At 60.3% G+C, this 18935-nt stretch carries 16 protein-coding genes; 10 read left to right on the top strand and 6 right to left on the bottom strand.

Annotation, left to right across the window (positions count from 1 at the left end):
* Positions 1-7: 7 nt before the first annotated feature.
* Positions 8-1594 carry a glycogen synthase GlgA gene (gene glgA, locus IB252_RS15480; RefSeq protein WP_111451593.1) on the bottom strand — a complete coding sequence of 529 codons (1587 nt, stop codon included), beginning with the start codon at positions 1592-1594 and terminating at the stop codon, positions 8-10.
* Positions 1595-2157: 563 nt separating this feature from the next.
* On the opposite strand from glgA, the gene IB252_RS15475 reads away from it, so the two are divergent.
* Both IB252_RS15475 and nudC read left to right on the top strand, forming a co-directional pair.
* Complete coding sequence (locus IB252_RS15475) at positions 2158-2970, top strand: crotonase/enoyl-CoA hydratase family protein (protein WP_192409419.1); 813 nt, start codon at positions 2158-2160, stop codon at positions 2968-2970.
* 6 nt (positions 2971-2976) lie between these two features.
* Positions 2977-3807 (top strand): NAD(+) diphosphatase, encoded by an 831-nt coding sequence (gene nudC / locus IB252_RS15470; protein WP_008152717.1) that lies wholly within the window; start codon positions 2977-2979, stop codon positions 3805-3807.
* Here the strand turns inward: nudC and IB252_RS15465 are convergent.
* Together IB252_RS15465 and IB252_RS15460 are read right to left on the bottom strand one after the other, a co-directional pair.
* On the bottom strand, positions 3775-4554 hold the full coding sequence (locus tag IB252_RS15465) for a TSUP family transporter (RefSeq protein WP_192409418.1): 780 nt from the start codon (positions 4552-4554) through the stop codon (positions 3775-3777). The two genes, nudC and IB252_RS15465, sit on opposite strands and share 33 nt — an antisense overlap.
* 311 nt (positions 4555-4865) lie before the next feature.
* Positions 4866-6104, bottom strand: a complete 1239-nt coding sequence (locus IB252_RS15460) for an acyl-CoA dehydrogenase family protein (RefSeq protein ID WP_192409417.1) — start codon at positions 6102-6104, stop codon at positions 4866-4868.
* A gap of 346 nt (positions 6105-6450) precedes the next feature.
* Here IB252_RS15460 and sfnG point away from each other — a divergent pair, with 346 nt between their 5' ends.
* The gene (gene sfnG, locus IB252_RS15455; protein WP_411740348.1) at positions 6451-7545 is read left to right on the top strand and encodes a dimethylsulfone monooxygenase SfnG; all 1095 of its coding nucleotides are present in this window, start codon (positions 6451-6453) and stop codon (positions 7543-7545) included.
* Positions 7546-7669: 124 nt separating this feature from the next.
* Here the strand turns inward: sfnG and IB252_RS15450 are convergent, their stop codons facing one another.
* Both IB252_RS15450 and IB252_RS15445 read right to left on the bottom strand, forming a co-directional pair.
* On the bottom strand, positions 7670-8146 hold the full coding sequence (locus IB252_RS15450; RefSeq protein WP_192409415.1) for a DUF1348 family protein: 477 nt from the start codon (positions 8144-8146) through the stop codon (positions 7670-7672).
* Between the two features lie 56 nt (positions 8147-8202).
* Complete coding sequence (locus tag IB252_RS15445; protein WP_046046979.1) at positions 8203-8766, bottom strand: TetR/AcrR family transcriptional regulator; 564 nt, start codon at positions 8764-8766, stop codon at positions 8203-8205.
* 216 nt (positions 8767-8982) lie between these two features.
* Here IB252_RS15445 and pssA point away from each other — a divergent pair, with 216 nt between their 5' ends.
* The 7 genes from pssA (at position 8983) to IB252_RS15410 (ending at position 17566) form a co-directional block, all read left to right on the top strand.
* The gene (gene pssA, locus IB252_RS15440) at positions 8983-10326 is read left to right on the top strand and encodes a CDP-diacylglycerol--serine O-phosphatidyltransferase (protein WP_192409414.1); all 1344 of its coding nucleotides are present in this window, start codon (positions 8983-8985) and stop codon (positions 10324-10326) included.
* Between the two features lie 243 nt (positions 10327-10569).
* Positions 10570-11586: an AraC family transcriptional regulator gene (locus IB252_RS15435; protein WP_192409413.1), complete on the top strand. Its 1017-nt coding sequence runs from the start codon at positions 10570-10572 to the stop codon at positions 11584-11586.
* A 278-nt stretch (positions 11587-11864) separates the two neighbouring features.
* On the top strand, positions 11865-13529 hold the full coding sequence (locus IB252_RS15430; protein ID WP_192409412.1) for an AMP-binding protein: 1665 nt from the start codon (positions 11865-11867) through the stop codon (positions 13527-13529).
* 16 nt (positions 13530-13545) lie between these two features.
* Positions 13546-14307 (top strand): SDR family NAD(P)-dependent oxidoreductase, encoded by a 762-nt coding sequence (locus tag IB252_RS15425; protein ID WP_074876737.1) that lies wholly within the window; start codon positions 13546-13548, stop codon positions 14305-14307.
* Positions 14308-14319: 12 nt separating this feature from the next.
* A complete protein-coding gene (locus IB252_RS15420) occupies positions 14320-15513 on the top strand; it encodes an acetyl-CoA C-acyltransferase (protein ID WP_192409411.1) in 1194 nt (397 codons plus the stop codon).
* Between the two features lie 137 nt (positions 15514-15650).
* Positions 15651-16778 (top strand): acyl-CoA dehydrogenase, encoded by a 1128-nt coding sequence (locus IB252_RS15415; RefSeq protein WP_074876733.1) that lies wholly within the window; start codon positions 15651-15653, stop codon positions 16776-16778.
* Positions 16779-16792: 14 nt separating this feature from the next.
* Positions 16793-17566 (top strand): enoyl-CoA hydratase, encoded by a 774-nt coding sequence (locus IB252_RS15410; protein ID WP_076031060.1) that lies wholly within the window; start codon positions 16793-16795, stop codon positions 17564-17566.
* A 217-nt stretch (positions 17567-17783) separates the two neighbouring features.
* On the opposite strand, the gene IB252_RS15405 is transcribed toward IB252_RS15410, so the two are convergent.
* The gene (locus IB252_RS15405; RefSeq protein WP_129443945.1) at positions 17784-18935 is read right to left on the bottom strand and encodes an acyl-CoA dehydrogenase family protein; all 1152 of its coding nucleotides are present in this window, start codon (positions 18933-18935) and stop codon (positions 17784-17786) included.

Genomic DNA, 18935 nt, shown 5'->3' with positions numbered 1-18935 from the left:
AAACCTCTTAATGTTTGCCCGATTTGCCCAGCGCCTTGGTCACCAGTTTTTCGTAGAGTTCGGCGTACGGTTCGACTGCCTTGCACCAGTTGAAAGGCGCGGCCATGGCTCGGCAGCGCATGGCATTGAGCAGGTCGGGGAAGGCAAAAACCTTGAAGGCCCGGCTCAGGGCTTCCTCGTAACTTTCAGCCGTGGATTCGTCGAACAAGAAACCGGTCACGCCGTTTTCAATGGTGTCGGCCAAACCCCCGGTGTTGCGTGCCACCGGCAACGAGCCGAAGCGCTGGGCGTACATCTGGCTCAGGCCGCAAGGCTCGTAACGCGAAGGCATCAGCAGGAAATCACTGCCGGCGAACATGCGACGGGCGTCGGTTTCGTTGAAACCGATGCGCACGCCGACCTGGCCTGGAAAACGCAGGGCCAGTTCACGCATCGCTTGTTCTTCTTCCGGCTCGCCACGACCGATGATCGCGATCTGCCCGCCAGATTTGACGATGTAGTCGGAGACGGCTTCGGTCAGGTCCAGGCCTTTCTGATAGACCAGTCGCGACACCACAGCGAACAGCGGACCTTCGCTATCGTCCAGGCCAAACAGCTCACGCACGTGGGCGGCGTTGACCGCTTTGCCTTCCCAATCGCCAATTTTGAAGGGGCAGAACAGGTGCGGGTCGGTGGCCGCGTCCCAGCTTTCATCGATGCCATTGGGAATACCGCTGAGCAGACCTTGCTGGGTCTTGGCGGCAAGAAAACCGTCGAGACCGCAGCCGAAGGCCGGGGTGGTGATTTCCTGGGCATAGGTGGCGCTGACGGTGGTGATGTGGCTCGAATAAGCCATGCCGGCCTTGAGGAACGACATCTTGCCGTAGAACTCCATGCCTTCCTGTTGCAAGGCATGCATGGGAATACCCAGTTCCGGGCACGACCCAAGACTGGTCACGCCCTGATAGGCGAGGTTATGAATGGTGAACAGCGTCGGGGTGCGCTGTCCACGCCAGTGCATGTAAGCGGGTGCCAGACCGGCAGGCCAGTCATGGGCGTGCACCAGGTCCGGGCACCAGTGAATTTGTGCAAGGTTGGCGGCGATATCGGCGGCGGCCAGGCCCAGACGGGCGAAACGAATGTGGTTGTCCGGCCAGTCGCGGCCGTTGTTGGCGCCGTAAGGCGAACCCTCGCGCTCGTAGAGTTCGGGGCAGATTAATACGTAAATGACCAGACCGTCGGGCATGTCCATGCGCCCGATCTTGCAGGGAGGCAACGCGGCGTGACCACCGAGCTCGCCAATGATATGAATCGGATTTTCGCTGTGCAGCACTTGCGGGTAACCGGGGATCAACACTCGCACATCATGCAAATGAGCCATGGCTCGCGGCAGCGCTGCGGAAACGTCGCCCAGACCACCGGTTTTCACCAGATCGGCGATCTCCGAGGTGACGAACAGCACTTTCTTCTTGTTGGGATTCTGACTGGCCACCGGTGCCAGCGTCTTGGTGCCGGGGACGCTGATCGATTGGTGACTGGGGGCACTCACGGCGCTCGTTTCGCCGACTTGCTGATGAGCACGTTCTCCCTGAATATCTAAAGCCGCACTGATCATATGAATCTCCCGTGTTGTTGATCTAATTCTTAGGTCTGGCACAAACGGTATTTCGTGGCCAATTCCTGTGGCCAGGCGCAAACGCGCTACGCATCGGTGAGCAAGCGCTGCCAATGCGATGAAGCAGAATGGCTGGAGAGATCGTTGCAAGGATTGCACCAGTCGCAACGCACCTCCTTTTAAGCTGACCCGTCACGACCGGCAAAAGTTTCGACTTTTTTTCCGCTTTGTGACCGACCGGTTTTGCCCCGCGGAACTGAGTCTAGGCCAGAACTTAGAGCGGGGGAGCCCATATGGCAAAATTGTTCGACAATCGGTTTAAAGAGGTACGGACGTACCGCTTGGAGGGAGAAACGCACCGACGAAGGGCATGTTTTTTTGCAGTTCTGCCACAAAAAATATTCGGAATGTCACATGAGTGTGCGAGACACAGCCATGTTCGCGCACTGTTGTGGTGCGTAGCTGACAAGTCCCGTCTTTGGCCGAACCACTGCCTTACAGCCGGCCATGTTGCCTTGTTATAGTCCGGGCCTCATTTTCTGCCCGGTAAAAGGATCACTGCCATGTCTCAGTACACTGCGTTCACCGTCGAACTGGCCGATAAGATCGCCCATGTGCAGATCAACCGGCCGGAAAAGATCAATTCGATGAACGCCGCGTTCTGGAGCGAGATCATCGAGATTTTCCAGTGGATTGATGACACCGACGAAGTCCGGGTGGTGGTCCTCAGTGGTGCGGGCAAGCATTTTTCTTCCGGCATCGACCTGATGATGCTGGCTGGTGTGGCCAATGAACTGGGCAAGGACGTGGGCCGCAACGCGCGCCTGCTGCGCCGTAAGATCCTCGCCCTGCAAGCGTCTTTCAATGCCGTCGACAATTGTCGCAAGCCAGTGCTGGCGGCGATTCAGGGTTATTGCCTGGGTGGCGCCATCGACCTGATTGCGGCTTGCGACATGCGTTACGCCGCCGAAGATGCACAATTCTCGATCAAGGAAATCGACATCGGCATGGCGGCCGATGTTGGCACTTTGCAACGCTTGCCGCGGATCATCGGTGACGGCATGCTGCGTGAACTGGCTTACACTGGTCGCACGTTCGGTGCCGAGGACGCGCGTGGCATGGGCCTGGTCAATCGTGTTTACAGCGACACCGCCAGCCTGCTCGACGGTGTCATGGGCATAGCCCGCGAGATCGCCAGCAAGTCGCCGATTGCGATCACCGGCACCAAAGAGATGATCAGCTACATGCGCGACCATCGCATCGATGACGGCCTCGAATACGTCGCCACCTGGAACGCCGCCATGCTGCAATCCACCGATCTGCGCGTGGCCATGGCCGCCCATATGAGCAAACAGAAACCCGAATTTCTGGACTGATTAAAAATGACTTCACGCTGGACCACTGCAGTACTGGACACCGACCAACCCGGCGGCTGGGCCGTGGCGCGTAGCCCCGAAGGCTTTCTGTTCGATGACAATGGCGCGCTGTTCCCCCGCGAATGGCTCAAGCGTCAGGACCTGTCGATCCTCGCCGAACATGGCATTGGTCACCTGGACGGCGAACCGGTCTATTTATTGGAGCTGCGCAGTCACAGCGAGGTGCCGGGCTGCAACTGGAAAGGTCTGCGGGCGTTCATGCTCGAAGGCGACCATACGGTTTACAAGATGCTCGGTTATGCCGCGCAAATCGGCACCTGGGCCCGCGAACACCGCTTTTGCGGTAACTGCGGGCAGGCGATGACCCAAGTGACCCGGGAACGGGCGATGTATTGTGAGCCGTGTGATTTACGCAGCTACCCGCGGATTTCGCCGAGCATGATCGTGCTGGTGACCCGGGGCGATGAAGTCCTGCTGGCGCGTTCGCCGCGTTTCGTCACCGGGGTCTACAGCACGCTGGCAGGGTTTGCCGAGCCGGGCGAATCGGCCGAAGACTGCCTGATTCGCGAAGTCCGCGAAGAAGTGCAGATCGAGGTCAAGAACATCCAGTACATGGGCAGCCAGTGCTGGCCGTTCCCGCATTCGATGATGTTGGGTTTCCATGCCGAATACGCCGGTGGCGAGATCGTGTGTCAGGAAGACGAGATCGAAGACGCCCAGTGGTTCAACGTTCATGAGCTGCCGCCGTTGCCGGCGTCACGCTCGATTGCCCGTTACCTGATCGACGTCTATGTGGCGCGGCGCTTAGGCCACGCTGAACCAGTGTTGCCAGGCTAACCGCACGGTCAAGCCCAGCACCACAGTGATGAACACCGGGCGAATGAACTTCGCACCGCCGCTGATGGCGGTGCGAGCCCCGAAGAACGCCCCGATCATCACCGACAGGCCCATGCTCAGGCCGATGATCCAGTCCACTTGCCCGGAAAACACGAACACCGACAGTGCCGCAATGTTGCTGACGAAGTTCATGCTGCGCGCCACGCCGCTGGCCTTCACCAGGTCGATGGGGTACATCAGCATCGTGCTGACGGTCCAGAATGCGCCCGTGCCGGGACCGGCCACGCCGTCGTAAAAACCCAGGCCGAAGCCTTGGGTCGATTGCCACTTTTTCTTGATCGGTGCATCGCTGTCCAGCGGTGCTTTCGGCGTGCCGCCAAACAACAGATAGACGCCGCAGGCGAAAACGATCACCGGGAGCATCTTGTTCAGCCATTCCGCCGGCAGGTAGTGAGCGACCACGGCACCGGTCAGCGCGCCCACCAGCGTGCCGACAATGGCGTGCATCCACTGCCTTGGATGGAACAGCTTGCGTCGGTAGAAGGTGAAACTGGCGGTGGCCGAGCCGAACGTCGAACTGAGCTTGTTGGTGCCCAGCACCAGATGCGGTGGCAGGCCTGCGGTCAGCAGCGCCGGTGTGGTCAACAGACCGCCGCCGCCGGCAATGGCGTCGATGAAACCGGCAATGAAAGCGACGAGGGCCAGAATGGCCAGGGTGGTGAGGTCAACACTGAGTTCGAAAGGCATGGAATCGGCTTATTCGGCGGGGTGCAGGACAGGGCTGCGGGGAAGGGCCGATATCTTACCTAGATCCAACTTCTGCGGCGACCGCTCTGGCCTCATCGCGAGCAGGCTCACTCCCACAAGGGATGTGCGGCGTTGCACAAATCAATGTGGCAGGGCTGCGGGGAAGGGCCGATATCTTACCTAGATCCAACTTCTGCGGCGACCGCTCTGGCCTCATCGCGAGCAGGCTCACTCCCACAGGGGATTTGCGGCGTTGCACAAATCAATGTGGGAGCGAGCCTGCTCGCGATGGCGTCAGCCCAAATAACACATCACTTTGGCTGTGGCCCATTGCCGATCTGCCACACAAACGGCGGCTCGGTCCCGTTGATCGCCCAGTCCCCGACAATCCGTGCCTTGTAGATCACCGGATTGTGCGACGACACCGTCCGCGCATTGCGCCAGTGCCGGTCCAGCGATTTACCCACCCGAGTATCCGAAGCCCCCAGTGCATTGAACAGCGCTGTGGTCGCTCGCTGGATCAACTCCGACACCACCACCTGCGCCTTGGCCGATTCGATTTCCGCCGCGACATTCGCTGCTTGTTCCAAGGCTTCATCACCCGAGAATCGCGCCAGATAAGCCCGCTGCGCCGGTTGTGCAGCCCTCAAGGCGCTGGCCTCGGCCGCATACACCAGTGCCGCAATCTCACCGACCACTTGCTGCACCTGCGAATCCTGGCTGACTTGCTGCGCATTGCCATGGCTGTAGATGCGTTTGCGTTCACGTACCTGATGAGCCACATCGCGCAACGCCGCACGACCGATCCCGGCCAGGGTCGCCAGCAGCACCAACTGATAAAACGCGGTCTGGTATTTGAAACGGGTGGCGAAGTCGATGATGTTCTCGGCCTCCACCTCGGCATCGATAAACCGTGAGGTGCCGCTGCCGGTGGTGCGCTGGCCGAAGCCGTCCCAATCGTCGCTCTGCACGATGCCCTGCTGGCGGGTCCGGACCGCCGCAATTACATCGCCGCCAGTGTCGCTGCGTTGCGCGTACACGTCGATCCAGTCGGAAAACAGGCTGCCGGTGCTGTAGAACTTCTCGCCGTTGAGCCTCCACTTCTCGCCGTAAGGCGAAACTTTGGTGATGACATCGCCAATCGCCACGCTGCCGATTTCGGTCCAGGCATTGCCGGCGATGTCACCGTCGACGAAGCGTTTGAACCACCGATCCCGGGCCGGCCCAGGTGGCGAGTTCAAGCGATCCTCCGCGAAAGCGAAATGCCCGCGCAGTGCCTGGGGAACGTTCGAATCGGCTTCGGCCAATTCGATCAGCAGCTCGAACAACTGCGGCAGGGAGGCGCCGCGACCACCGTATTCAACCGGCACCCGTACGGCGCCGAATCCGGCGTCCTTGAGCCACTGAATCGGTTCGTATGGAAGGCTGCGGGACTGTTCGCGCTCAACGGCACCGGCGGCGATGCGTTGGAAAATCGGCCGGAACCTTGCGGCCAGCGCTTCGTAGTCGGTGCCAGTGGACAGCGGATTGATTACCTGGTGTTCGGTCATGGGACAGCTCCTTAGATCGGCAGTGGAAAGTGTTGCGTCTGCCAGGGGCAATTGCAGGGTCCATGCCGAAGCTCGCGAGCCAGTATTTGCTGGAGAAACTGGATGTCGGTACGCAGTGAATTGTTGCTGGACCAACAGTGCATCAGCAAATTGCCCCAGACACACCACACTTTGTGGCGAGGGGGTTTACCCCCGTTGGACTGCGCAGCAGTCCCATTTTTTGGGGCCGCTTCGCAGCCCAACGGGGGTAAACCCCCTCGTCACAGTACTTGGCAAACCTCAAGATTGGCGCTGGCACGGTTGCTGCTCTGACCTCAGGACTTCCCTGAAATCCGAGGACATGCCAATGAGTCAGCAAGCCGTCAAATTTGCCTACTGGGTACCGAACGTCAGCGGCGGGCTGGTGGTCAGCAAGATCGAGCAACGCACCCACTGGGGCATCGACTACAACCGCAAACTGGCACAACTGGCCGAAGAGGCGGGGTTTGAATACGCCCTGACGCAGATCCGCTTCACCGCCGGTTACGGTGCCGAGTACCAGCACGAATCCGTCGCCTTCAGCCACGCGCTGCTGGCCGCCACCACCCAACTGAAAGTGATTGCCGCAATCCTGCCGGGCCCTTGGCAACCGGCGCTGGCGGCCAAGCAATTGGCAACCATCGACCAGCTGACTAACGGCCGGGTGGCGGTGAACATTGTCAGTGGCTGGTTCAAGGGTGAATTCCAGGCGATTGGCGAACACTGGCTGGAACACGACGAGCGTTATCGCCGCTCCGAAGAATTCATCCGCTCGCTGAAGGGCATCTGGAGCCAGGACAATTTTACCTTTCGCGGCGACTTCTACCGCTTCGACAACTACAGCCTCAAACCGAAACCGCTGGGTCAACCGGAAATCTTCCAGGGTGGCAGTTCCCGCGCAGCTCGGGACATGGCGGCACGGGTGTCGGACTGGTACTTCACCAACGGCAACACCCCGGAAGGCATCAAGGCCCAGGTCGATGACATCCGCGCCAAGGCGGCGGCGAACAATCATTCGGTGAAAGTCGGCGTGAACGCGTTTGTCATAGCCCGCGACACCGAAGAAGAAGCCCGAGCCGTGCTGGCGCAAATCATCGATCAGGCGGACCCGGAGGCGGTGAATGCGTTTGGCGATGCGGCGAAGCAGGCGGGCAGGGCGTCACCTGAGGGCGAGGGCAACTGGGCCAAGTCGACATTCGAGGATCTGGTGCAGTACAACGACGGCTTCAAGACCAACCTGATCGGCACGCCGCAGCAGATTGCCGAGCGGATCGTTGCGTTGAAAGCGGTGGGCGTGGACCTGGTGTTGGCGGGGTTTCTGCACTTCCAGGAAGAAGTGGAGTATTTCGGCAAGCGGGTGTTGCCGTTGGTGCGTGAACTGGAAGCAAAGGCAGCGGCCAGGCAGCAGGCGGCAGTAGCCTGAACACCCATGATCGTTCCCACCACTGCGTGGGAATGCAGCCCGGGACGCTCCGCGTCCCTGAAGCGGACGCGGAGCGTCCGGTGAGGCATTCCCACGCGGGAGCGTGGGAACGATCGTTGTTGGTTTACAGACCCAGGTCGGACAAGCTTGGGTGATCGTCAGGCCGACGGCCCAGCGGCCAATGGAACTTGCGGTCGCTTTCCTTGATCGGCATGTCGTTGATGCAGGCAAACCGATTGGCCATCAAACCGTTCTCGTCGAATTCCCAGTTTTCGTTGCCATACGAGCGGAACCAGTTGCCCGAGTCGTCGTGCCATTCGTAGGCATAACGCACGGCGATGCGGTTGCCGGTAAAGGCCCAAAGTTCTTTGATCAGGCGGTAATCCAGTTCCTTGGCCCATTTACGTGTCAGGAAACCTTTGGCTTCTTCGCGGTTGTTGGCGAACTCGGCGCGGTTGCGCCATTTGGTGTCCAGGGTGTAGGCCAGCGACACCCGTTCCGGGTCGCGGGAGTTCCAGCCATCTTCGGCCAGGCGTACTTTTTCGATGGCCGATTCACGGGTGAATGGCGGCAATGGCGGACGAACTTCGGCATTAGACATTAATAGTCTCCCTATCAAAGTAAAGTTCTAGCAAGTTGTCGGGCTTGGTTAAAGTGTTACAGGTCCAATAACTTTCGCGCCATGCATTGCGCATTATCGGCGGCACTGTGATCACCCATGACAAGCGCCACGGTAATGGCACCGTCGATCAGGATCAGCAGCTGTTTGGCCAGCGTCTCCGGGTCTGTGGCGCCATGTTCGGTGCAGAGCTCGCACACGTAGTCGAGCAGCTTTTGTTTGTGGTCTTTGGCGACCAGGCGAACCGGGTCTTGCGGGTCGCCGGTTTCGCCGCTGGTGTTAATGAATGCACAGCCACGGAAGCCTTCCGAGGCGAACCAGGCCTTGAGTACGGTAAACAGGTTGAGCAAGCGGTCGGCCGGCGTTTCGGCCTGGTCGACTTCGCTTCTGTACCAGTGCATCCAGCGCACATCACGGCGTTGCAGGGCCGCGACGGTGAGCTCCTCCTTGTTGGCGAAGTAGCGGTAAATACTCTTTCTGGAGACGCCGGCGGTTTTCACCAGAAGATCCATCCCGGTGGCAGCGATGCCACTTTTGTAGATCAACTTTTCGGTGACGTCCAGAATGATGTCGCGTGTGTCGTTGCTGGTTATTTCGTTCATGTGGCGAACAGTAGAACGATCGTTCTCCTTGGTCAAGCAGATATTTTTGCTGACTGAAAAATCGTCTTCGCGAGCAGGCTCGCTCCCACAGGGGAATGCATTTCAATGTGGGAGCGAGCCTGCTCGCGAAGGGGCCTTTACAGACACTCACAAGACCCAAGGCAATCCATGGTGTAAGCTCTCGGGTTCTTCGGATTCGACCTTTTTGCGAGCCCTATGCCGTCGCTTTTCAAACGCTCTCTGCTGCCCAAACTGCGCAGTTTTCCGCTGACCGCCGATGCCGTCACCATCCTTTCCGGCGCTGCCGAGTTTCGCCGGTGCCTGCTGGAAAAAATCGCCAGCGCGACCCGGCGCATCTATATCGTTGCGCTTTATCTGCAACAGGATGAAGCCGGCCAGGAAATTCTCGATGCCTTGCACGCGGCCAAACTGGCGCGTCCGGAACTGGACGTGGTGGTGGTGGTTGACTGGCTGCGCGCCCAGCGCGGCTTGATCGGCGCCGGCAAGCAGCCGGGCAACTCGGCCTGGTATCAGGAAACCACCCGCACTCATGCCAGTGAAGTGCCGGTGTATGGCGTTCCCGTGCAGACCCGAGAACTGTTCGGCGTGCTGCATTTGAAAGGCTTTGTGATCGACGATTGCGTGATCTACAGCGGCGCGAGCCTGAACAACGTTTACCTGCACAAATTCGACAAGTACCGCTACGACCGTTATCACCTGCTAAATAACAGCGCCCTGGCCGATTCGATGCAGCACCTGATCCAGCACGGTCTGATCGCCTCTAAAGCGGTGCATCGCCTCGATTTGCCGAACCTGCCGACCACCCGCAGCCTGCGCAATGACATCGGCGACTTGCGCAGCCGCCTCAAGCACGCGGCGTACGACACCACGACAGGCACCATGGAAAAGAGCGGTTTGTCGGTCAGCCCATTGCTCGGTGTCGGCAAGAACAACCCGTTGAGCCGAGTGATTTGCGAATTGATCGCCAGCGCTCAGGATCACCTGACCATCTGCACGCCCTACTTCAACCTGCCGCTGCCCGTGACCCGGGAAGTCAATCGAGCACTGGCGCGGGGCGTGAAGATCGACATCATCGTCGGCGACAAGACGGCCAACGACTTCTACATCCCGCCGAGCGAGCCGTTCAAGGTGATTTCGGCGCTGCCGTACCTTTACGAGATCAGCCTGCGGCGCTTCGCCAAGCGTCATCATCGCAGCATCGACAACGGCCAGTTGAACCTGCATCTGTGGCGTGACGGCGACAACACCTATCACCTCAAGGGCATGTGGGTCGACCAGCGCTACACTTTGCTGACCGGCAACAATCTCAATCCGCGGGCGTTCCGTCTCGATCTGGAAAACGCCTTGCTGATCGATGATCCGAAAGGCGAGTTGTTGGAGCCGCGCCGTAAAGAGCTGGCGGAGATTTTCGAGAACACCCGCCGCATCGAGCGTTACCAGGAACTGGAAACGCTGCTGGAATACCCGGCGGGGGTGGCCAAGTTTCTCAAGCGCGTGAGTCGGGTGCGGATCGAGCGATTGCTCTATCGGATTTTGTGAGCATGTGCGGGGTAGGTGCGTCGCCCGCCAAAATGCCTTCGCGAGCAGGTCGGATCGCCGCACCGTCGCTCCCATATTGGATTTGTGATCGACACAACCCCCTGTGGGAGCGAGCCTGCTCGCGAAAGCGGCGTGTCAGGCGACATCAATACTGACTGGTACGGCCCCTTCGCGAGCAGGCTCGCTCCCACAGGGTTCTGCGCTAAGATGCCGGCACTCAAATAACAAGGCTCGCCACGGTCAATGTCGGAAAAAGACACCATCTCCATTCAACTGGTGCGTGAAGCACTGCTGCAAAGTTGCGCCCCCGGAGCGACCACCGATGAGGTGTTGAGCAAAGTCGGCATCGATCCGGCACTGCTCGACAGCAGCGATGCCCGCGTCCCGGCCACCGCTTATGCGCGTCTGTGGCGTTTACTGGCACGACGTGGGGACGATGAGTTTTTTGGCATGGACCCGCGCAAGCTCAAATCCGGCAGTCTTGAGTTTCTCTGTCGCTGCTCCATGGTCCAGCCGAGCCTGGCCGCCGGCCTGACCTCGGGTTTGAGCTTTTTGTCGTTGATGCTCGAACACCTGCCCGCGCAACTGGTTCGTCAGCAAAGCCTGGCGGAAATTGTCCTGCTCGAAGACGACCAGGACCCGCGCCGCGCCTTCACGTATTTCACCTACTGGATGATCGTTCACGGCGTCGCCTGCTGGCTGGCGGGGCGGCGGATTCCGATCCTGGCCATCGAGTTGCGCTGCCCGCAGCCTGACTTCTGCGATGACTATCAGGTGATGTTCTCCGAGAACCTGCGTTTCGACCGGCCGCGCACGCGGATGATTTTCTCCGCCGAGTGCCTGGACTTGCCGATCAAGCGCAGCCCGGAAGAGCTCAAGCGTTTCCTGGCCCATGCGCCGGCCAATATTCTGGTCAAGTACCGCGACCCGCAGAGCCTAGCCAGCCGGATCAAGCACGATTTGCGGCAACTGCCTGCCGAACACTGGCCGGAAACCGAACCCCTGGCGCAACAGCTGTGCATGTCGGCTTCCACCCTGCGTCGACGCCTGGCCGAAGAGGGGCAGACTTACCAAGGGCTCAAGGACAGCGTGCGCAAGGAGTTGGCGATTGTCTGGCTGGCAGAACCGACCATCAGCTTTGCCGAGATCGCCGCGCGTTTGGGCTTTGCCGATACCAGCTCGTTCTACAAGGCGTTTCGCAAGTGGTCCGGGTCAAATCCGGGGCATTACCGCAGCCTGATCCTCAATGAGGCTGACTGATCCGAAGCCTGTGGTGTCTGGTCTGACGCTATCGCGAGCAGGCTCGCTCCCACAGTAGTTCTGTGGTGTGAGCACTCTCTATGCCACACCAACAATTCCCTGTGGGAGCGAGCCTGCTCGCGATGAGGCCCTGGCAGGCGCCGTATCTCTCCAATCTTGGCCAAACCAGTCACGCAACTTGATAGCTTTGACCATTGTCCCGCGCCCCGCGCAGAGCGAGTATTTCCTTGTTAATCGAGGTTCCCCCAGCCTAATAAAAATACAAAGGGTTTCTGGCAATGCGCGATTACTTGTCTGCTACATCACAGTTCAATTATCAGCACACCGTCGACGCCGCACTCGCGGGCGATTTGTCTGCCCTCAACGCCTGTGTCGAGTGTTGCGACCGGCATGCCTTGCCGGGGCGTATCGCGCTGTTCTGGGAAGGTCGCGATGGCGCCAGCGCGACCTACACCTTCAGCGACTTGCAGGACAAAGCCGCGCGTTTCGCCAATTTCCTGCTGACCCAGGGCGTGAAAAAAGGCGACAAGGTGGCCGGTCTCCTGCCACGTAACATCGAACTGTTGATCACCGTATTCGCCACCTGGCGCATCGGCGCGGTCTACCAGCCACTGTTCACGGCATTCGGCCCGAAAGCCATCGAACACCGCCTCAGCTCCTCGGGCGCCAAAGTGGTGGTCACCGACGCGGGCAATCGCTCCAAACTCTCGGAAGTCGCCGACTGCCCGACCATCGTCACCGTCGCCGGTCCCAAAGGCCAAGGCATCGTCCGCGGCGATTACAGCTTCTGGGCCGAACTGGCCAATTTTTCTGCTGAGTGCGAGCCGGTCTTGCTGACGGGTGAAGACCCGTTCCTGCTGATGTTCACCTCGGGCACCACCGGCCCATCGAAAGCGCTGTCCGTTCCGCTCAAGGCCATCGTCGCCTTCCAGAGCTACACCCGTGACGCCGTGGACTTGCGCCCTGAAGACGCCTTCTGGAACCTCGCCGATCCGGGTTGGGCCTACGGCATCTATTTCGGTGTTACCGGGCCGATGGCCATGGGGCATCCGATCACCTTTTACGATGGCCCGTTCTCCCTCGAAAGCACCTGCCGGGTGATCAACAAATACGGGATCACCAACCTCACCGGTTCGCCGACGGCCTATCGCCTGTTGATCGCGGGTGGCGACGAGTTCGCCCGCTCGATCAAGGGCAAGCTGCGCATCGTCAGCAGCGCCGGCGAGCCGCTGAACCCGGAGGTGATTCGCTGGTTCGCCGACAACCTCGGCGTGGTCATCCACGACCACTATGGCCAGACCGAACTCGGCATGGTGCTGTGCAATCACCATGGCCTGGAGCATCCGATCCACATGGGCGCCGCCGGTTTCGCCTCGCCGGGCCACCGCATCGTGGTGCTGGATGACGAGTACAAAGAACTCGGCGTCGGTCAGCCGGGCATTCTGGCCATCGATCGTACCCAGTCGCCAATGTGCTGGTTTGCCGGTTACGAAGGCGCACCGACCAAGGCCTTCGTCGGCAACTATTACCTGAGCGGCGACACCGTCGAGTGGAACCCGGACGGCAGCATCAGCTTCGTCGGTCGCAGCGACGACGTGATCACCACCTCCGGCTACCGGGTCGGCCCGTTCGACGTGGAAAGCGCATTGATCGAACACCCGGCAGTGGTCGAAGCGGCGGTGGTCGGCAAGCCCGATCCGGAACGCACCGAACTGGTCAAAGCCTTTGTCGTGCTCAGCCCGCAGTACCGCGCTGCACCGGAACTGGCCGAAGAATTGCGCCAACACGTGCGCAAACGACTGGCCGCGCACTCATACCCGCGCGAAATCGAATTTGTCAGCGAATTGCCGAAAACCCCTAGCGGCAAATTGCAGCGCTTTATCTTGCGCAACCAGGAAATCGCCAAGGCTCAAGAGGCCGCCGCGAAGAACGTTTCAGCTTGAATCCAAGGAAACAATGATGCAGATCGAAAACAAGGTTTTTCTCGTCACCGGCGGTGCGTCGGGCCTCGGTGCGGCCACGGCTGAAATGCTGGTCGCGGCCGGCGCCAAAGTGATGCTGGTGGACATGAACGCCGAAGCCGTTGCGGCCCAGGCTGAACGTCTCGGCGCGCAAAGCGTGGTGGCGGACATCAGCAACGAAGCCGCGGCTGAAGCCGCTGTGCAGGCGACGGTCAAAGCCTTCGGCGGCCTCAATGGTCTGGTCAACTGCGCCGGTATCGTGCGCGGTGAGAAGATCCTCGGCAAGAATGGCCCGCACCTGTTGGCCAATTTCAGCCAGGTGATCAACGTCAACCTGATCGGCAGTTTCAACATGCTGCGCCTGGCCGCTGCGGCGATTGCCGAAACCGAAGCCGATGCTGACGGCGAGCGCGGCGTGATCATCAACACCGCCTCGGCTGCCGCCTATGACGGCCAGATCGGCCAGGCCGCGTATGCCGCCTCCAAAGGCGCGATCGTCAGCCTGACCTTGCCCGCCGCCCGTGAACTGGCGCGCTTTGGCATCCGCGTGATGACCATCGCCCCGGGCATTTTCGAAACCCCGATGATGGCCGGCATGACCCCGGAAGTCCGCGCCTCCCTGGCGGCTGGCGTGCCGTTTCCGCCACGTTTGGGCAAACCGAGCGAGTATGCCGGGCTGGTCAGGCATATCATTGAAAACAGCATGCTTAATGGCGAGGTGATCCGTCTCGACGGCGCCTTGCGCATGGCCGCCAAATAAGGAGGATTTGTCATGACTATTTCCAACGATCCCATTGTTATCGTCAGCGCCGTCCGCACCCCGATGGGCGGTTTTCAGGGCGAACTGAAAAGCCTGACTGCACCGCAACTCGGTGCTGCGGCAATTCGCGCTGCCGTCGAGCGCGCCGGTGTGGCGCCAGACTCGGTTGAAGAAGTGCTGTTCGGTTGCGTCCTCTCTGCCGGTCTCGGCCAAGCCCCGGCGCGCCAGGCTGCATTGGGCGCAGGGCTGGATAAATCGACCCGCTGTACCACCCTGAACAAAATGTGCGGTTCGGGCATGGAAGCGGCCATTCTGGCCCACGACATGCTGGTGGCCGGCAGCGCCGATGTGGTTGTCGCCGGCGGCATGGAAAGCATGTCCAACGCGCCGTATCTGCTGGACCGCGCCCGTAGCGGTTACCGCATGGGCCACGGTCGCGTCCTTGACCACATGTTCCTCGACGGCCTGGAAGACGCTTACGACAAGGGTCGCCTGATGGGCACCTACGCAGAGGATTGCGCTGAAACCAACGGTTTCACCCGTGAAGCCCAGGACGCGTTTGCCATTGCCTCGACCACCCGCGCACAGCAGGCGATCAACGACGGCAGTTTCAAAGACGAGATCGTGCCGCTCACCGTGACCGTCGGCAAAGAGCAGGTGCTGATCAGCAATGACGAACAGCCACCGAAAGCCAAACTGGACAAGATCGCCTCCTTGAAACCGGCGTTCCGCGACGGCGGCACGGTGACGGCGGCGAACTCCAGCTCGATCTCCGATGGTGCTGCGGCACTGGTGTTGATGCGCCGTTCCGAAGCTGAAAAGCGCGGCCTGAAACCACTGGCAGTGATTCACGGCCACGCGGCGTTTGCCGACACTCCGGGCCTGTTCCCGGTGGCACCGGTGGGCGCGATCGAGAAGCTGATGAAAAAAACCGGCTGGTCCCTGGACGACGTCGATCTGGTCGAAGTCAACGAAGCTTTCGCCGTGGTCAGTCTGGTGACCATGACCAAACTGGAAATCCCCCACGAGAAGATCAACGTTCACGGCGGCGCTTGCGCCCTCGGTCACCCGATCGGTGCGTCCGGCGCGCGGATCCTTGTGACCTTGCTCTCGGCCCTGCGCCAGAAAGGCCTGAAACGCGGCGTTGCAGCGATCTGCATCGGCGGCGGTGAAGCCACGGCCATGGCCGTTGAATGCCTTTACTAGGCCAACCTCACCCCTGTGGGAGCCAGCCTGCTGGCGATGGCTGTGTGTCATAAAAATAGACATTGGCTGACACGATGCTATCGCCAGCAGGCTGGCTCCCACAGGGTCTGCGTCGTAACTGGATTGAAGGATTCACCATGATTCCCAATGACGAACAACTGCAAATCAGCGACGCGGCCCGGCAGTTTGCCCAGGAACGGCTGAAACCGTTCGCCGCCGAATGGGACCGCGAGCATCGCTTCCCCAAGGAAGCCATCGGCGAGATGGCGGAACTGGGCTTCTTCGGCATGTTGGTGCCGGAAGAGTGGGGCGGTTGCGACACCGGCTACCTGGCCTACGCCATGGCCCTGGAAGAAATCGCGGCCGGCGACGGCGCCTGCTCGACCATCATGAGCGTGCACAACTCGGTGGGTTGCGTGCCGATTCTCAAGTACGGCAACGACGACCAGAAAGAACGCTTCCTCAAACCGTTGGCCAGCGGCTCGATGCTCGGGGCTTTTGCCCTGACCGAACCGCAGGCCGGCTCCGACGCCAGCGGCTTGAAAACCCGTGCCCGTCTGGAAGGCGATCACTACGTGTTGAACGGCTGCAAGCAGTTCATCACCTCCGGGCAGAACGCCGGGGTGGTGATCGTGTTCGCCGTGACTGACCCGAGTGCCGGCAAGCGTGGCATCACGGCGCTGATCGTGCCGACCGATTCGCCGGGCTACAAAGTTGCACGGGTCGAAGACAAACTCGGCCAGCACGCCTCCGACACCTGCCAGATCCTGTTCGAAGACGTGAAGGTGCCGGTGGCCAACCGCTTGGGCGAGGAGGGCGAAGGTTATCGAATCGCCTTGGCCAACCTCGAAGGCGGCCGTGTCGGCATCGCTTCGCAATCGGTGGGCATGGCCCGCGCTGCGTTCGAAGCAGCCCGCGACTATGCCCGCGAGCGTGAAAGCTTTGGCAAGCCGATCATCGAACATCAAGCGGTCGCGTTCCGCCTGGCGGACATGGCGACCCAAATCGCTGTGGCTCGGCAGATGGTGCATTACGCGGCGGCGCTGCGTGACAGCGGTAAACCGGCCTTGGTCGAAGCGTCCATGGCCAAGCTGTTCGCCTCGGAAATGGCCGAAAAAGTCTGCTCCTCGGCGTTGCAAACCCTCGGTGGTTACGGTTACTTGAACGATTTCCCGCTGGAGCGGATCTACCGCGACGTGCGCGTTTGCCAGATCTACGAAGGCACCAGCGATATTCAGCGCATGGTTATTTCGCGCAATCTTTGAGAAGGAAGCTACTTGTGAACTACGAAACGATTTTGTTGGAAACCCACGGTCGCGTTGGCCTGATCACCCTGAACCGCCCGCAAGCGTTGAATGCGTTGAACGCGCAGATCGTCAGCGAGCTGAACCACGCCCTCGATGGCCTGGAAGCCGATTCGAACATCGGCTGCATCGTGCTCACCGGCTCGAAAAAAGCCTTCGCGGCCGGCGCCGACATCAAGGAAATGGCCGAGCTGACCTACCCGCAGATCTACCTCGACGACCTGTTCAGCGACAGCGATCGCGTGGCTAACCGCCGCAAGCCGATCATTGCTGCCGTCAACGGTTTCGCCTTAGGCGGTGGGTGTGAACTGGCGCTGATGTGCGACTTCATCCTGGCCGGCGACAACGCCAAGTTCGGTCAGCCGGAAATCAACCTCGGCGTACTGCCGGGCATGGGCGGCACCCAGCGCCTGACCCGCGCGGTGGGCAAGGCCAAGGCTATGGAAATGTGCCTCAGCGGTCGCTTGATCGATGCGGTGGAAGCGGAGCGTTGCGGGATTGTCGCGCGGATTGTTCCGGCTGATGAGTTGCTGGAAGAAGCGTTGAAAGTCGCGGCGCTGATTGCCAAGAAGTCGTTGCCGATTGCAATGATGATCAAGGAAAGCGTCAACCGCGCGTTTGAAGTGAGCCTGTCGGAAGGTGTGCGCTTTGAACGTCGGGTGTTCCATGCGGCGTTTGCGACGCAGGATCAGAAGGAAGGGATGGCGGCGTTTATTGCCAAGCGTGAGGCGGAGTTCAAAGGTAAGTGATATTGCGGGGTGGCTTTTAGATCCACCCCTCACCCCAGCCCTCTCCCCAGAGGGGAGAGGGGGAAAGGGAGCCGATTTTCAAGCTATTCAAACTTGAGTTCGGCTCGGAATTGCAGGTCGCAGAATTTCTACAAAACAACTCGGTCAGTCCCCTCGCCCCTCTGGGGAGAGGGTTAGGGTGAGGGGTGGATTTCAAGACCACCCCCAATTCCAGCCATCACACTAAGTAATGCTTCAACTCCCGAGCAATCACCATCCGTTGTATCTCGCTCGACCCTTCATAAATCTGCGTAATCCGCGCATCCCGGTAGTAACGCTCCACCGGGTAATCCTCCAGATACCCATACCCGCCATGAATCTGCATCGCCGACGAACACACTTTCTCGGCCATCTCCGACGCAAACAATTTGGCCTGTGAAGCCTCCGACAGACACGGCTTGCCGGCACTGCGCAACCGCGCGGCATGCAGGATCAGCAGTCGTGCCGCGTTCAACCGGGTGTGCATGTCGGCCAGCATGTTGGCAATGCTCTGGTGCTCGATGATCGGCTTGTTGAACTGCACCCGATCCCGCGAGTAGGCCAGCGCTGCTTCAAACGCCGCGCGGGCAATGCCCAACGCCTGCGCCGCAATACCGATGCGGCCGCCTTCGAGGTTCGACAGGGCAATCGCCAGTCCTTTGCCGCGCTCACCCAGTAGATTGGCTTCTGGGATCGTGCAGTTGCTCAGGGTCACTGCGCAGGTATCGGACGCTCGAATACCCATTTTGTGTTCGGTGCGATCAACGATGAAACCGGCGGTATCGGTCGGCACCAGGAACGCCGAGATGCCGCGCTTGCCCAGGTCCGGATCGGTCACCGCAAACACGATGGCCAGTTTTGCCCGTTTGCCGTTGCTGACGAATTGCTTGGCGCCGTTGATCACCCACTGGCCGTCGCGCAGTTCGGCGCGGGTGCGCAGGTTGTGGGCTTCGGAGCCGGCCTGGGGTTCGGTCAGGCAGAAGCAGCCGATGGCCTGACCGCTGGCCAGATCCGGCAGCCAGGTCTGTTTCTGTTCTTCAGTGCCGTAGTTGAGGACCGGACCGCAACCTACGGAGTTGTGAATGCTCATCAGTGCGCCAGTGGCGCCGTCACCGGCCGAAATCTCTTCCACGGCCAAGGCGTAGGCGACGTAGTCGACATAGGTGCCGCCCCATTCCTCGGGCACCACCATGCCCAGCAGGCCTAGTTCGCCCATCTTCGCCACCAGACCGTCATCGATCCAGCCAGCCTTTTCCCAAGCCTGGGCGTGGGGGGCGATTTCGCCGCGGGCAAAGTCCCGGGCCATGTCGCGGATCATGACTTGCTCTTCGCTCAATTCGATATCGTGCAT

Origin of the sequence: Pseudomonas sp. PDM10 (assembly GCF_014852295.1) — a bacterium.
Lineage (GTDB): Bacteria > Pseudomonadota > Gammaproteobacteria > Pseudomonadales > Pseudomonadaceae > Aquipseudomonas.
Note: the sequence above shows the minus strand (reverse complement) of the source record. Positions and strands in the feature narration are given on the sequence as shown.